Annotated in this window: 12 protein-coding genes and 4 tRNA genes; 5 read left to right on the top strand and 11 right to left on the bottom strand. The window is 66.2% G+C overall.

The window, feature by feature from the left end; translation table 11 throughout:
- Window positions 1–2 precede the first annotated feature (2 nt).
- Complete coding sequence (locus ACOGJB_RS18600) at window positions 3–686, top strand: ATP-dependent Clp protease proteolytic subunit (RefSeq protein WP_419838562.1); 684 nt, start codon at window positions 3–5, stop codon at window positions 684–686.
- A gap of 252 nt (window positions 687–938) precedes the next feature.
- Here the strand turns inward: ACOGJB_RS18600 and ACOGJB_RS18595 are convergent.
- The 5 genes from ACOGJB_RS18595 to ACOGJB_RS18575 all read right to left on the bottom strand — a co-directional run bounded on the left by ACOGJB_RS18595 (window position 939) and on the right by ACOGJB_RS18575 (window position 3,888).
- Window positions 939–1,010, bottom strand: a tRNA-Gly gene (locus tag ACOGJB_RS18595).
- 52 nt (window positions 1,011–1,062) lie between these two features.
- A tRNA-Gly gene (locus tag ACOGJB_RS18590) sits at window positions 1,063–1,161 on the bottom strand.
- A gap of 45 nt (window positions 1,162–1,206) precedes the next feature.
- Window positions 1,207–2,349: a glycine cleavage T C-terminal barrel domain-containing protein gene (locus tag ACOGJB_RS18585; RefSeq protein ID WP_419838561.1), complete on the bottom strand. Its 1,143-nt coding sequence runs from the start codon at window positions 2,347–2,349 to the stop codon at window positions 1,207–1,209.
- A gap of 72 nt (window positions 2,350–2,421) precedes the next feature.
- A complete protein-coding gene (locus tag ACOGJB_RS18580; RefSeq protein ID WP_419838560.1) occupies window positions 2,422–3,375 on the bottom strand; it encodes an SDR family NAD(P)-dependent oxidoreductase in 954 nt (317 codons plus the stop codon).
- Between the two features lie 3 nt (window positions 3,376–3,378).
- Window positions 3,379–3,888 (bottom strand): VOC family protein, encoded by a 510-nt coding sequence (locus tag ACOGJB_RS18575; RefSeq protein WP_419838559.1) that lies wholly within the window; start codon window positions 3,886–3,888, stop codon window positions 3,379–3,381.
- A gap of 402 nt (window positions 3,889–4,290) precedes the next feature.
- Between ACOGJB_RS18575 and ACOGJB_RS18570 the strand changes: the two genes are divergently transcribed.
- Window positions 4,291–5,787, top strand: coding sequence for a CoA-acylating methylmalonate-semialdehyde dehydrogenase (locus tag ACOGJB_RS18570; RefSeq protein WP_419838558.1), 1,497 nt, complete (start codon window positions 4,291–4,293; stop codon window positions 5,785–5,787).
- Window positions 5,788–5,846: 59 nt separating this feature from the next.
- Here the strand turns inward: ACOGJB_RS18570 and ACOGJB_RS18565 are convergent.
- Both ACOGJB_RS18565 and ACOGJB_RS18560 read right to left on the bottom strand, forming a co-directional pair.
- Window positions 5,847–5,920, bottom strand: a tRNA-Pro gene (locus ACOGJB_RS18565).
- Between the two features lie 122 nt (window positions 5,921–6,042).
- Window positions 6,043–6,234 (bottom strand): ferredoxin, encoded by a 192-nt coding sequence (locus tag ACOGJB_RS18560; protein WP_419838557.1) that lies wholly within the window; start codon window positions 6,232–6,234, stop codon window positions 6,043–6,045.
- A gap of 233 nt (window positions 6,235–6,467) precedes the next feature.
- On the opposite strand from ACOGJB_RS18560, the gene ACOGJB_RS18555 reads away from it, so the two are divergent.
- Both ACOGJB_RS18555 and ACOGJB_RS18550 read left to right on the top strand, forming a co-directional pair.
- Window positions 6,468–7,310 (top strand): LLM class F420-dependent oxidoreductase, encoded by an 843-nt coding sequence (locus ACOGJB_RS18555; protein ID WP_419838556.1) that lies wholly within the window; start codon window positions 6,468–6,470, stop codon window positions 7,308–7,310.
- Between the two features lie 100 nt (window positions 7,311–7,410).
- Window positions 7,411–8,067: an NUDIX hydrolase gene (locus ACOGJB_RS18550; protein ID WP_419838555.1), complete on the top strand. Its 657-nt coding sequence runs from the start codon at window positions 7,411–7,413 to the stop codon at window positions 8,065–8,067.
- 41 nt (window positions 8,068–8,108) lie between these two features.
- On the opposite strand, the gene ACOGJB_RS18545 is transcribed toward ACOGJB_RS18550, so the two are convergent.
- The 3 genes from ACOGJB_RS18545 to ACOGJB_RS18535 all read right to left on the bottom strand — a co-directional run bounded on the left by ACOGJB_RS18545 (window position 8,109) and on the right by ACOGJB_RS18535 (window position 11,886).
- Window positions 8,109–11,009: an ATP-dependent DNA helicase UvrD2 gene (locus ACOGJB_RS18545; RefSeq protein WP_419838554.1), complete on the bottom strand. Its 2,901-nt coding sequence runs from the start codon at window positions 11,007–11,009 to the stop codon at window positions 8,109–8,111.
- 64 nt (window positions 11,010–11,073) lie between these two features.
- The gene (folE, locus tag ACOGJB_RS18540) at window positions 11,074–11,679 is read right to left on the bottom strand and encodes a GTP cyclohydrolase I FolE (RefSeq protein ID WP_419838553.1); all 606 of its coding nucleotides are present in this window, start codon (window positions 11,677–11,679) and stop codon (window positions 11,074–11,076) included.
- A 133-nt stretch (window positions 11,680–11,812) separates the two neighbouring features.
- Window positions 11,813–11,886, bottom strand: a tRNA-Arg gene (locus tag ACOGJB_RS18535).
- A gap of 136 nt (window positions 11,887–12,022) precedes the next feature.
- On the opposite strand from ACOGJB_RS18535, the gene ACOGJB_RS18530 reads away from it, so the two are divergent.
- A complete protein-coding gene (locus ACOGJB_RS18530; RefSeq protein ID WP_419838552.1) occupies window positions 12,023–12,496 on the top strand; it encodes a cupin domain-containing protein in 474 nt (157 codons plus the stop codon).
- 49 nt (window positions 12,497–12,545) lie between these two features.
- Here the strand turns inward: ACOGJB_RS18530 and ACOGJB_RS18525 are convergent, their stop codons facing one another.
- Window positions 12,546–13,496 (bottom strand): NUDIX hydrolase, encoded by a 951-nt coding sequence (locus tag ACOGJB_RS18525; RefSeq protein WP_419838551.1) that lies wholly within the window; start codon window positions 13,494–13,496, stop codon window positions 12,546–12,548.
- Window positions 13,497–13,546: the final 50 nt, after the last annotated feature.

The following is a 13,546-nucleotide window of genomic DNA, read 5'->3' as shown; positions in this document are numbered from 1 at the left end:
CGATGGTGACCACCGAGTTCTCCGCAAGCCACGACCACGACGGCCACGGTGCCGCACGGCACAGCGCGCGCAACTACCTCGTGCCCACGGTTGTGGAGCAGACCAACCGCGGCGAGCGCGCCTACGACCTGTACTCGCGACTGCTGAAGGAGAACATCATCTTCTTGGGCACGCCCATCGACGACGTGATCGCCAACCTGGTATGCGCACAGATGATCCACCTGGAGTCGGAGAATCCCGACAAGGACATCAACATCTACATCAACTCGCCCGGCGGCGATATCAGTTCCCTGTTCGCCATCTACGACACCAGCCAGTACATCCGCAACGACATCACCACAATCTGCCTGGGTCAGGCAGCGTCGGCAGCCGCGGTGCTGCTGGCGGCGGGAACCCCGGGCAAGCGAATGGCGCTGCCCAATGCGCGGGTGCTGCTGCATCAGCCCTACGGGCAGGCGATGGGTCAGGCGACCGACATCGAGCTGGCGGCTCGGGAGATCGATCGGATGCGCGAGCGGCTCGAGCGGATCATTGCGCACCACACCGGCCAGGACCTTGAGCGGATTCACGCCGACACCGACCGCGACTTCATCATGGATGCAGAGGCCGCCAAGGAGTACGGGATCATCGACGAGGTGATCGAGAACCGTCAAGTTCTTGAGGACGGCCCCATCCGCGCCGCCTAGGCGAGCGGACGACGGGAATCACTGAGCTCCCCGCAGCACACCATGTGCTGCCAGCATCATCAGCTTGGAAGGCTGAGGTTCGAGTGAGCGGACGACGGGAATCACTGAGTCCCCCGCAGCACACCATGTGCTGCCAGCATCATCAGCTTGGAAGGCTGAGGTTCGAGTGAGCGGACGACGGGAATCACTGAGTCCCCCGCAGCACACCATGTGCTGCCAGCATCATCAGCTTGGAAGGCTGAGCTTCGAGTGAGCGGACGACGGGAATCGAACCCGCATCATCAGCTTGGAAGGCTGAGGTTCTGGCCGTTGAACTACGTCCGCGAGGAACGCCGAGGGTAGCGGCGCGCACATAGCGCACTGCCGAACCCCAGCGAGCGGACGACGGGAATCGCCGTCTCGATGGCGGCGCCAGAGGCGCCGCGTGCATCATCAGCTTGGAAGGCTGAGGTTCTGGCCGTTGAACTACGTCCGCGAGGAACGCCGAGGGTAGCGGCGCGCGTGCGGCTGGATTGAATCGCTACGAGTCGAGGGTGAACGGCAGCGATGTCGTCGTGGCCGAGCGGTCGGCACCGTCGAGGATGACTTCTAGCTCAGCGCCGGGCTCGAACCATGGTGGGTCCAGCAGTGCGAGGCCGATATTGGCGTTGAATCGTGGGGAGCGTGTGAGTGCCCGCAGCGTGCCCGCAGGGCGCCCATCGGGACTGCGTAGTGCACGGGGCGATCGCAATGGCATCGGAGGCCCGCCGTCGATGATGACCCCGACCAGACGCCGCTGGGTGCCAGATGTCCGCCGGGCCCGCAGCGCCTCCCTGCCGATGAAGTCGTGGCCTGCCCGGCCAGGGTCGTCACTCTTCAGGCTGACGAACCGACCGATGCCGGCTTCGTCTGGATCGCTCTCGGAGTCTGTGTCGCCGCCGAACGACAGCAAGAAGCTCTCGATGCGCTCTGGGTTGTTCGGCGCGCCGACCCCGAGGCCGAAGGGCTGACCGGCGCCCCACAGCAGGTCCCAGAGCTGTTCGCCCATGGCGCCGTCCATCAAGAAGAGTTCGAAGCCGTCCTGGCCGGACCAGCCCGAGCGGCACACCACCATCGGGATGCTGCGGCCTTCGAGGCTGTGGTCGTACCGTTCGAACCGGAAGAAACGCAGGTCGCGCACCCACTCCCCCAGCGCTGCAGCAACCACGTCTTCGGCGCGGGGCCCCTGGATCGCCAACGGCCAGACGTCCGGCTCGGTGACCTCGACGCCGTATCCCCTCTCACCGGCCACTGCCCGTACCCACAGCAGCACGTCGCTGTCTGCGATGGAGAGCCAGAACGTCGTGTCATCGATGCGAAGTGCCATCGGATCGTTCACGAGCCGGCCCTGGTGATCGCACATCGGCGCGTAGCGGGCGACACCTACCTGCAGGTCTCGCAAATCGCGGGCGCAGAGATAGGTGATGAGACGGTGAGCATCGGGCCCAGCGATCTGCACCTGACGCTCGCAGCCCACGTCCCAGATCGCCGCAGTCTCGGTGAGCGCCCGGTATTCCGCTGCCGGGTCGTCAGTTCCGATGGGCAGAACTGTGTGGTTGTACACCATCGCCTTGGTCATGCCCACGGCGGCGGCGCGGTCGGTGAACGGCGTGACCCTGGTCCGAGGTCCAACGATCAGCTCCACCTGCTCAGCTTCCCCTGACCCGCTCGATCTCGGGCCCCTCTCGCACAGTCCGAACTCGAAGATGGCTGCCTGCTAGCGGCCGAGCACCTGCAGATGCCCCTGGTCACGCAGCCCCTCGATGAACGGCTCGGTGTAGGCGGCTTCAGGATCGGCCCTTACTGCCTCATCGATGGCATACGCATCGTCGCCAACCAGAATTCGCCACCGGCCAGCCAGCACGTCCGACAGGATGACCTCAGCCGCCTGTGCCGCGGTCGTCGGGGCGTCATCGCGGAATCGTGTGTTGCGATCGTTGACGAAACCTTCGATCTGCTCGTCGCTGAATCCATCGAGGTTGATGCCCCTCGCCTGCATGTTCTTGCGAATGAGCGGGATGTCTGCGCCGTGGGTGGTGAAGCTGTTCCGCGCTATCTCGGTGCCGATGTGGCCAGGCATCACCACGTGGGCGCTGACGTGCGGCGCGTGCAGCGCCAAGTCCTGCATGAGTGCCTCGGTGAACCCCTTTACCGCAAACTTCGCGGCGCAATAGGAGGTATGCGGCAAACCAGGGCCGATGGTCGCCCAGAAGCCATTGATGCTGGCGGTGTTGACCATCGCGCCTGCATCGGAACGTACGAGCATGTCCATGAACGCACGGGCGCAGTTCAGCACGCCGTTCCAGCAGACCTCGAAGGTCTTGTCCCAGGCTTCACGCTGGTCGTCGATGACGAAGCTGCCGCCACCGCCGACGCCAGCGTTGTTGAACAGCAGATTGATGTGGTCGGAGTCGTGCTGTTCGGCGACCTCGGCGGCAAAGGCCGCTACGGCGTCAGCGTCGGTGACATCGCACTGGTGCGTGGTGATTCGTACGCCGCTGGCTGCGCGTGCCCCTGCGAGGTCGATCGCCTGCTGCAGCGTCTCGGTATTGAGATCGCAGGCGGCAACGTGCGCTCCTGCGGCTGCTAGCCGACACACCAGCTCACGTCCCATGCCCGTGCCGCCGCCGGTGACGACTGCGATCCTTCCTGCGAGTTCAGTGACTGCCATGGCTTATGCCTCCGGTCCCTCGGCGAACATCGCTGCTGCGGCAGCTTCCATCTCTTCGGGGGTCACGTCTCTCACATGGGTCGCAATGGACCACTTGTGGCCGAACGGGTCGCGAATGCTCCCGAATCGGTCTCCCCAGAACATGTCGGTCGGGGGCATCAGCACTTCCGCGCCGAGCGCAACGGCCGCGTTGATGGTCGCGTCGCAGTCGGCGACGTAGCGGTGCATGGTAACGGTCGAGCCGTTGAGCGCCGCTGGGGCGGAGCTTTCTCCCGACCATTCCGGGAAGTCGTCGGCGAGGAACAGCAGGCCATCGCCGAGCACCATTTCGGCGTGCATCACCTTGTCGCCCCCCGGTGCCATCTGACGGTTGGTCTCGCTGGCCCCGAACGCAGCCGTGTACCACTCGATGGCATCGGCGGCACCACCTGCAGACCCATCGGTGCGGGCCCCGATGGTCATGTAGGGCACCACGAAGGGCCGGTCGGCGGGAATCGGATTGACGTCGCTCATAGGCGCGGACTCTAGATGATTAGTTCCAAGGGCATGAGCGAGGATCTGCAATGAAACTGACTGAAAGACTCGGTAAGGCATTCGTGGACGCTTCGTGGCTGGCGTGCGAGCGGACGTTCGCGGCGAATGCAGCGGAGAGCCTCCCAACATCTGCGGCGCACAGGAACATCGATCCCGGCGTCGGCCCACCACCTCTGATGTCTTTTGGCCATTCTCGGCCACATCCAAGGCCGAGTTCCGCCCGCACCCCTTGGAACTAACCGTCTAGCCACGTTGCGCGAAACGCAATGCCCCTCCGTACCCCGCTCTCCGCAGCGTTCCCGAACATCGCTCAGGGCTGCGAAAATGCGATCCTTCGGCGCGTCCGCTCGACGATGAGCACAGCCGGCAAGGAGGACTCTCATGAGGCAAGTCGACCACTGGATCGGCGGTCAGCGCACGCAAGGGTCGCCCAAGACGATGTTCGATGTGACCGACCCAGTGACCGGCGGTGTTGTCGCCACCGTTCCCATGGCGTCTGCGGGCGACGTGGACGTGGCTGTGAGCACGGCACGAACGGCGTGGGAGGGGTGGCGGGAGGCCTCCATTTCGTCTCGGGCCGCGGTCATGTTCGCCTTCCGGGAACTGCTCGAGGAGCACCGTTTGGAACTGGCCGAGATGGTCTCGGCCGAGCACGGCAAGGTGCGCGCCGATGCGCTTGGCGAGCTGCGACGAGGGATCGAAGTGGTGGAGTTCGCCTGCGGCATCGGTCAGTTGCTCAAGGGTGAGCGCACTGACGACATCAGCACCGAGCACGATGCGTACACGGTCCGCCAGCCGGTGGGCGTGGTTGCGGGCATCACGCCGTTCAACTTCCCGGCGATGGTGCCGATGTGGATGTACCCGGTGGCGATCGCCGCCGGGAACTGCTTCGTGCTCAAGCCGTCGGAGAAGGATCCATCGGTATCGGTGCGCATCGGCGAGCTGTTCGCCGAAGCGGGGCTGCCCGACGGCGTGTTCAGCGTGCTCCACGGCGATGCCGATGCGGTGAATGGGCTGTGCGAGCACTCCGGGATCGACGCGGTGAGCTTCGTGGGCTCGACGCCGATCGCCCGCCATGTGCATCGCACGGCGTCGATGGCCGGCAAGCGGGTTCAGGCGTTGGGTGGGGCCAAGAACCACATGATCGTGCTGCCCGACGCTGACCTCGGCCAGGCAGCCGACGCTGCGGTGTCGGCTGGCTACGGGTCGGCCGGCGAGCGCTGCATGGCCATCTCGGTAGTCGTGGCAGTGGGGGCGATTGCTGATGACTTGGCCGGGGAGATCTGCGAGCGGATCGATGCGCTGCGTATTGGCCCGGGGCTGGGCACCGAGGCGGTGGACATGGGGCCGCTCGTGACGGCCGAGCACCGTGACCGCGTGCTCAGCTACATCGACTTGGGCGAGTCCGAGGGCGCAGTGCTGGTGCGCGACGGTCGCGAGCTGGTGGTGGACGGCCACCCGGACGGCTACTGGGTCGGCCCGACGCTGCTCGACGAGGTAACGCCCGAGATGAAGGTCTACGAGGACGAGATCTTCGGGCCCGTGCTGTGCCTGGTGCGGGTGGACTCGTTCGAAGATGCGATGGAGCTCATCGAGAACAACCAGTTCGGCAACGGTGTGGCGCTGTTCACCCGTGACGGCGGAGCTGCACGGCGGTTCCGGCGCGAGGCCCCCGTCGGGATGGTCGGCGTGAATGTGGCCATCCCGGTGCCGATGGCATACCACTCCTTCGGCGGCTGGAAGGACTCGCTGTTCGGCGACCACCACATGCACGGCCCCGAGGGCATCCGCTTCTACACACGGCTCAAGGCGGTGACCGAACACTGGCCCAACCCAGCCGACCGCGGCGTCGACCTGGGATTCCCCACCGCCCGCTGAGCCTCCCTTTCGGGCTCGACGGGGGCGTTTGATTCTCGGGCGTCGGCCCCAGCCAGCGGTCGGGAAGGCGGGATTTGAACCCACGACCCCCTGCTCCCAAAGCAGGTGCGCTACCAGGCTGCGCCACTTCCCGAATCTGAAGAGCTGACGGGTCAGCTCTTGATTTGGAGCGTACCGGTGGAGGCGCGAACGGCCTGTGTCGATTCTGAGGCCGGCGCTACTGCACTGCGCTGCGACTCGGAGTTGTGCTGCGACTCAGTCGTCCACCGAGATGACCTGCGTGGGGCAGCTGGCCGCTGCCGTGCGCACAACGCCGTGATGCTCGGCGCTGGGACTGTTCTCGAGCAGCTGTACGAGACCGTCGTCGCCCACCTCGAAAATGCCCGGAGCGATCATCTCGCACGATCCGCTGCCGATGCACTTGTCGACGTCAATGGTGATTTTCACTGTGCCTCCACATCGCCTGGCCTTGCGGGCCTCTAGGCCGCCGGACCTCATTGTTGGCAGTCCGAGCAGCTGCTCGTTACGAATCAGCGCAACGTTACGCCACGTTCGGGGAGAACCAGCGCCGCTCCGGCCCGCCCTCGCAATTCTCGCCAACCGGGCACCAGTGACTCGTGCCCGTTACCCTCAGCGGCGGCCATCACCGGCCACCCTCGCCAATCCCCAGGAGGACCACCGTGAAAATCGGCGTGATGATGTTCCCCACCGACAAGGCCATCGGGCCTGTCGAGTTGGCCAAAGCTGTCGAGGAACGGGGCTTCGAGTCGCTGTGGTTCCCCGAGCACAGCCACATTCCCACCAGCCGCGAGACGCCATGGGGCGGCAATGAGGGCGCACCGCCGCTGCCTGAGGAGTACTGGCGCACCCATGACCAGTTCGTGTCGCTCGGCGCCGCTGCCGCAGTCACCGAGAACCTCGTGCTCGGCACCGGCATCACACTCGTTGCCCAGCGCGACCCGATCTGGCTGGCCAAGGAAGCCGCCACGGTGGACCGGATCTCGAACGGCCGGTTCATCTTGGGCATCGGCTACGGCTGGAACAAGGAAGAACTCCGCAACCACGGCGTCAAGTACACCGACCGGCGTGCGATCACCCGCGAGATGATGCTGGCAGTGCGCGAGCTGTGGACCAACGACGAGGCCGAGTTCCACGGCGACTGGGTGAACTTCGATTCATCGTGGGCCTGGCCCAAGCCCGTGCAGGAAGGCGGCCCCAAGGTGATCCTGGGCGGCGCCGCTGGGCCGAAGACCATCGCCGACATCGTCGAGTTCTGCGACGGCTGGATGCCGATTTCGGGCCGCTACGACCTCGAAGTGCCGATGAAGCAGATCCGGGAATCCGCGATCGAAGCCGGCCGCGACGCCGATGACATCGAGTTCGGCCAGTTCGGCACGCCTCCCAAGCCCGAGATCCTCGAAAGCCTCTCCGAGATCGGCTGCACCCGGGTGGTGCTGGCGCTGCCGCCGGCCGACGCCGACACGGTGCTGCCGATTCTCGACAAGTACACCGCGCTGCTGTAGCCGCTCCCGCTGTCGGGGCCATCGCCGGAGGCGTAGTGGCTGTCGGCCGCGCGCTGCTGCCTGTTTCGTCGTCTGCCGCGCCAGCGGGAAGAATGTGGCGATGACCGACAGCGCGCCCGGGGTAGAGCAGCTCGACGTCGTCGACGAGGCGGGGCGCTACCTGCGCACGGCCCCGCGGAACGAGGTTCACGAGCGAGGCGAGTGGCACCGCGTGTTCCACTGTCAGATCGTCACGCTGCGTGACGGCGTTCCGACGGCCGTGCTGCAGCGACGCACTCGCTCCAAGGCTGCGTTTCCGGGATTGCTCGACATCAGCGCTGCCGGGCATCTTGCCGCCGGCGAGACACCGCTCGATGGCGTGCGAGAACTCGAAGAAGAACTCGGCGTGAGACCCGCCAGCGCCGATCTGGTGCCGCTGGGCGTCCGCAGGCTGGCCGATGACAGCGGCGAAGGCACGCTGAACTGCGAGCTGACCAGCGTGTACCTGCTGCGCGATGACCGTCCGCTCACCGACTACGTGCTGGCACGCGACGAGGTCGATGCGGTGTTCGACGCGCCCATCGCCGATCTGCTCGCACTGTTCGAGGGCGGCCCGTCAATCACCCTGCACGGTGTCACGTCAGCCGGTCATACCGATGCACGAGAGGCAACTTTCGAAGCGACGCTCGAGGACCTCGTACCCAGCGCCGAATATTGGGTAGTGCTGATGGTGATGGCCCAGCGGTTCCTCGCCGGCGAGGGGCCGCTCGCGGTGTAGCCAAGCTCCGCTCCAATTTCGGCGACGCGGGCACGGCGCCGTCAGGCGTGTTCGGCAATGACGGAGAGCACCTCGGCACCGTAGGAGTCGAGTTTCGCCGGCCCGATGCCCGACACGGCCAGCAACTCGACCTCGTTGCGGGGACGCTGTGTGGCGAGAGCAATCAGGACCGCATCGGCGAAGACGACGAATGCCGGTACTGCGTCGGCCCGGCTTCGCTCAAGGCGCCACGCACGCAGTGCCTCGAACAGCGCCGCATCATCCGGATCAGACGGGGGTTCGGGCTTCGAACGACGGGTCGCCGGGCTTGCGTCGGTGCCCGGCAAGGCCGGTGTGCCGCCTGAGTCGGCAGGGCCAGAAGAACCGTTACCCCGTTGCGTTCCTCGCACGGACTCGGCGGACTGCGCCGATTCGGGCACTTCTGGCATCGGCGGCGCCAGTTCGCTCAGCTCCGTCAGGAATGGGGACGGCAGGTCGTCGCTGATGAAGGTCACCGATTCGGAACAGCGCGTCAGCGCCACGTGAAAGACCCGGCGCTCTTCCTCGACATCGGGGGCGAGCCGGTGCGGCATCAACCCGGCCGACGCCTCAAAGACGATGACGTGGGGCCATTCAAGCCCCTTGACCTTGTGAACCGTTGCCAGCCGCACCCCTGATCGCCGCGCCGTTGTCGCCGGGCCGCCGTTGCGCTGCGAGCGGGCCTCGTCATTGCCGAAGCCGATGGTGTCCGCAGCGCCGAACCCGGACAGGCGGTCAGCCAGCCACCCGGCAAAACCCGCCGGGTCGGGGTGCAGATGGGCCACTGAAATCAGCGCCCGCAGGTCGTCGCCGTGGGCGGATCTGTCCACCGCGCGGCGCGACGCATCCAGGCGCGTGTCAAGGCTCGAGCCCAAGCCCAGCTCATCTCGAACGATCTCAAGAATGGCCTGCGTGGAGAGCTGCTCATTTGCGGTCCGCTGACGCAGCATGTCGATGTCGCCCGCGAACTCGTCGATCTTGGTTGCCGTGCGTTCGTCACTGAGACGGCCCGCCAGCGCCCGCAGAGCTCCGATACTGCGCTGCTCGCCGATCCACTCGATCACCCGGGGCGAAATTCCGCGTGGCGGCCGGCGCGCCGCATCCGACAACGCACCACTTGGCAGCGATTGACGGGGCGCGACGGCCAGCTTGAGCCACGCCAGCGCGCCCGCGACACCGGTGCGCTCGATGAACCCCCGACCCAGTGGCGCATCAGCCACCACGCCCATGTCGCCAAGCACGATCTGCGGCACCAGCAGCGTGCTGTTGACCCTCGCCAGCACAGCAATGTCAGATGGCCCTGCACCATCGTCCATCAGTGCTGTCACGGATTCCCGAAGCGCTTCAGCCGTTTCGGGCACGGCCTTGACGACGACGGTCCGGTTCTTGAGATTGCCACCGGCGCTACGCCGGTCGCCCTGACCGGCGTCTGAGGCCGCCGTCGCTGTGACCCGCTGGGTTTCTGAGCCTGATTCGGGCGCAGTGACCTGCTTGTCGATCCGGCGGCGATTGTGCGACAGCAGGTTGATGGCGGCGTCGATGACGGGCGGCGGGCAGCGGTAGTTCACGTTCAGGTGATGGCGCGCAGCCCCGGGGAAGTACTTGTCGAAGTCGATGAGCCACTGGGGCGACGCGCCCGCGTAGCCGTAGATCGTCTGGTCGTCATCGCCGACGGCGAATACATCGGCCCGGGGGCCGGCCAGCAGCCGGATCATCAGTAGGTGTGCCGGTGTCAAGTCCTGGAATTCGTCCACCAGCAGCACACCGCAGGCTCGGCGTGCAGCGGCACGAGCCTGCGGGTCGGCCAGCAAGATCTCGATCGCTCGGATGATCTGCTGGTCGAAGTCGGCCAATCCGTCCGCCGCCAAGTCCTCGACGAATCTCGGCGCCACCGATGCGAAGTCGGGAACGTCGGGTTGGAAGTCGTACTCGACATCGGCCGGATCACGCAATCCCAGTCGAGATGCGCCCAACGCCTCGAGCCACGGTGCGAGCTGGTCGGTCATCGCCCGCCGTCGACGCTTGATCAGACCGTCGAGCCGGTCGCGCACGCCCATCTCATCGATCACCTCGATGCGGCCGTGCCGAGAAGGGCGAGCGAACGGACCGCTGCCATTGCAGATCGCGAGTGCGAGGCTGTTCAGCGTACGAACTTCGATTCCCGGAAGGTCCGCCGTGCGTTCTTGCATCTCGCGGCGGGCACGCACGTTGAAGGCCACAAGACACACCGCGCCTGGGGTAATGCCGACATCGCGTACCAAGTAGCGAGCACGTTCGGTGAGCACACGTGTCTTGCCTGAGCCAGCGGGCGCAACGATGCAGGCCGCTCCCCCGAGGTGGCCGACCGCTGCGCGCTGATCGGGTGCGAGGTCGGCCTGCGCACTTGCACGCCGGGCGCCCCTCAGACTGCCGACAGCCAGATTCGCAGCGGGGACGACCGGTGAGGCCAATCCCATTGCGTCGAGATCGAATGCGTCGAGCGGCCCGCCGTCACACCACACCGGACCGGCGTCGGTGATCACATCTGCGGCCGCAGCGTCGTCGCAGGGCTGCGCGCCCAGTTTCAGCGCCGCGGAGACGGGAGCAAAACGTGGTTGCTGCGGGGCCCGAGCATCCACGCAATTCGCCGTCAACAGGTGTGCCAACACCTCAGAGCGCATGGTGAGGCCGGGCGTGAGCTCCCACCACGGCGCGTGCCACACAGGCGCCAGATCTGGCAGCTCACCGTCAAGCTCGATGACCAGGCGGGTGCGTGTGCGCCAGGCTTCGCGCAGCCGGACACCGACCTCGGCGCTGAAATCGCCCGTCCTCACCGTGACGTGTGCGCAGTCCAGCCATGGCTCGGGCGGGCGGTCACCGGGCCGCACCAGCACGCTGCGGCCCAACTGGGGCGGCCCCGCGAGTGCTGCCGCGGCAGGCGTCACGGCGTCTCGGGGGCGCTGGGCGTCCACGTAGTGCTGAGCAACTCGGTGTGCACCGGTGGACGCGTTAGCGGCCGACGCCGATGAGGTGCATTGCCTCCGCACGGGTCGCGGTGTTGCGGAACTGACCGCGCACCGCCGAGGTGATGGTCAGCGAGCCCGGCTTCTGCACGCCCCGCATCGACATGCACTGGTGCTCGGCCTCAACCACCACGAGGGTGCCCCGGGGCTCGAGCACCTCCATCAGCTTGTCGGCGACCTGGGTGGTGAGCCGTTCTTGCACCTGCGGCCGTCGGGCGTAGGCCTCCACCAGGCGCGCCAGCTTCGACAGCCCGGTGATCATGCCCCGCTCGCCGGGGATGTAGGCGACGTGGGCGCGGCCGACGAACGGCATGAGGTGGTGCTCGCACATCGAATAGAAGGGAATGTCGCGCACCATGACCATCTCGTCGTGGCCAGTCTCGAACTGCACCTGGAGGTGGTGTTCAGGATCTTCCTGCAGGCCAGCGAACACTTCCGCGTACATGCGGGCGACTCGCTTGGGCGTCTTCTGCAGGCCGTCACGGTCGGGATCCTCGCCGATGGCGACCAGGATCTCCCGGACCGCCCGCTCGATCCGGTCGGTATCCACCGGCTCTTCGGTGACGGCGCCATTCGTCTCTGCGATCGACATCACCCCACCTGCGGGTTTGGACGCCGAAGCAGTATCCGTGCCAGAAACTGAGGCCTGCGGCATCCGCTGAACCTACCCGCGTTCGCCGGAGACACCATCGCCCTTTCCGATCTTGCACAGTGGCCGCACCAAGCGCCCCCGGCAGGACTCGAACCTGCAACCGGCGGGATAGAAGCCCGCTGCGCTGTCCAGTTGCGCCACGGGGGCTCTGGCCACGAGGACCCGCAGCCATCCTGCCACCGAACGGGCCCGGGTCCAAGGGTTCCGCAACACGGCGACGACCTCGTCGGTACATTCGCGAGTCCGGACTTCGCATGGCTCCGGCCCTCAAGGGAGACTGAACGTGACAGCGAATAATCCAGGCTTTCGATTCGACACCAGCGACCTTCAGTGGATCCACTACGAGGGCGGACCGCGTTTCGACTATCGGATCGACTACGACATCGCCGTGCTCGGCCACGAGGAGAACGCCGGACGGCTGGATCTGCTGATTCGATGGGCACCAGATGCCTACTGCCATTTCCACCGTCACGTGGCGACGACGACCTCGCTGGTGCTCGAAGGTGAGCATCACGTCATCGACATCGATGGCGATGGCAACGAGGTGCACCTAGATGTCCGGCCAGCCGGCACCTACTGCAGCGGCCCCGGCGGTGACGTGCACATGGAGCGCGGCGGCCCCGAGGGCTCGCTGGTGCTGTTCTCGATGCATGAGCCCACAGGGCGAATGTTCGAGGTGCTTGACGCCGACCACAACGTCCTAGCCGAGAACACCATCGAGTCGTTCATAGAGCAGGCCCGCGAACTCGCGACTTGACATCCCGATGGGCCGCGGGCCATCGGAGCCCCTGAACTAGGGCTCCGGGCTAGTTCGAGGGCCAGCGCAGGATGCCGGTCTCGGTGCGGCCGTCGGCGTCGTCGTAGTCCGGGTCGCCGGGGAAGGCGATCCGGTGCGGTCCCTCGTTGTCGTAGCGGATGCGCACGTGCTCATCGTCGACTGGGGTTCCTCGTCCGGCCGCAGCAACTGCTTCATCGATGGTCTCGAACCTTGCGAGCCGGTGCAGCATCCCGATGGTGGGCGTCATCATCACCATGTCGCCGATTTCGTTGCGCCGGATCGCGTCGGCCGGTCGCACCCACTGGTGCTCGACAGCCTCGTCGTGGTCGGGCAACGGGACCTGACCGTCTGGCATTGCTGTCAAGAAGAAGCGTGTGTCGTAGCGACGGGGTGATCCCATGGGTGTCACCCAGCGGCCGATGAAATAGACGTTGTTGCCGTCGAGCAACAGGTCTTCGCTGCGCACCGTCTCGATGAAGTCGCGCTCACCGGCATTGACCTCGTCGCGGTACTGCGAGAACCGTTCGGCCACATCAGGCGGCGAGAGGTCGATGATGCCCGACGGCAGATCCCGCGGATCCTCCACGCCGACCGGGTGGTCGTGATGGGCAAGCAAGATGCCCGCCTCCTCGAACGTCTCCCGCAGCGCCGCCACCCAAAAGGCGATGCCGCCGCGCTCGATGCCGATGCTGAATGAGGCCTCGTCATCGGTCAGGCCCGACACAGTCTCGTCGGCAATCTGGGTGGCATCTTCGGGATCGACGGCACCGCCGGGATACACCCACATGTCGCCCACGAAGATCGACCTGGCATTGCGCTTCAGCATGAGCACGTGGGGATCGTCGTCGCCCGACAGGATCATGACCGTGGCGGCATTGCGCACCGGCACGGCCTCGGGGTCGTAGTCGCCTCCGGATCCGGGCGACTTGGCGCCGACCGAGGCGCGGCGCTCGGGCGCCCCTTCGGATGCTTCAGTCACCGGCAGCCTGACAATGCGATCAACAGTCGCTTAAGAAACCGGTCGATTGA

The organism is Candidatus Poriferisodalis sp. (assembly GCF_965208895.1).
In the GTDB taxonomy this organism is placed as follows: domain Bacteria; phylum Actinomycetota; class Acidimicrobiia; order Acidimicrobiales; family Poriferisodalaceae; genus Poriferisodalis.
Note: the sequence above shows the minus strand (reverse complement) of the source record. Positions and strands in the feature narration are given on the sequence as shown.

Coding starts and splice junctions, on each gene's coding strand:
- ACOGJB_RS18580 (WP_419838560.1), bottom strand. CDS start 3,375: ATGGCAGTCACTGAACTCGCAGGAAGGATCGCAGTCGTCACCGGCGGC.
- ACOGJB_RS18550 (WP_419838555.1), top strand. CDS start 7,411: ATGACCGACAGCGCGCCCGGGGTAGAGCAGCTCGACGTCGTCGACGAG.
- ACOGJB_RS18570 (WP_419838558.1), top strand. CDS start 4,291: ATGAGGCAAGTCGACCACTGGATCGGCGGTCAGCGCACGCAAGGGTCG.
- ACOGJB_RS18575 (WP_419838559.1), bottom strand. CDS start 3,888: ATGAGCGACGTCAATCCGATTCCCGCCGACCGGCCCTTCGTGGTGCCC.
- ACOGJB_RS18600 (WP_419838562.1), top strand. CDS start 3: ATGGTGACCACCGAGTTCTCCGCAAGCCACGACCACGACGGCCACGGT.
- folE (WP_419838553.1), bottom strand. CDS start 11,679: ATGTCGATCGCAGAGACGAATGGCGCCGTCACCGAAGAGCCGGTGGAT.